This is a genomic window from Halomonas borealis (genome assembly GCF_004798905.1).
Lineage (GTDB): Bacteria > Pseudomonadota > Gammaproteobacteria > Pseudomonadales > Halomonadaceae > Halomonas > Halomonas borealis.
Window position 1 is genome coordinate 1 of record NZ_SDMO01000046.1, and the last position, 311, is coordinate 311.

The window sequence follows — 311 nt, forward strand, 5'->3', positions numbered from 1 at the left end:
TCCAGTCGGACATGGCCAAAGCTTCTTCCTGATCATGAGTCACAAAAATAAAAGTGATACCCAGGCTTTGTTGCAACTCACGCAGTTCATATTGCATATCCTTACGGAGCTTCATATCCAAAGCCGACAGGGATTCATCCAGCAAGAGAACTTTGGGTCGGTCAATAATGGCGCGTGCAATAGCAACACGTTGTTTTTGCCCCCCAGAGAGTTTACTGATAGCACGTTTCTCGAAGCCTTCTAGTTGCACAAGCTTAAGCGACTCAGAAACACGTTGTGCGATTTCTGATTTGTTCACTCCCTTGATTTTC

At 45.3% G+C, this 311-nt stretch carries 1 protein-coding gene; it reads right to left on the reverse strand.

The features are described 5' to 3' along the window. The coding region (locus ETC07_RS16120) for an ABC transporter ATP-binding protein (protein ID WP_136249326.1) at positions 1-311 on the reverse strand (311 nt) is incomplete at both ends.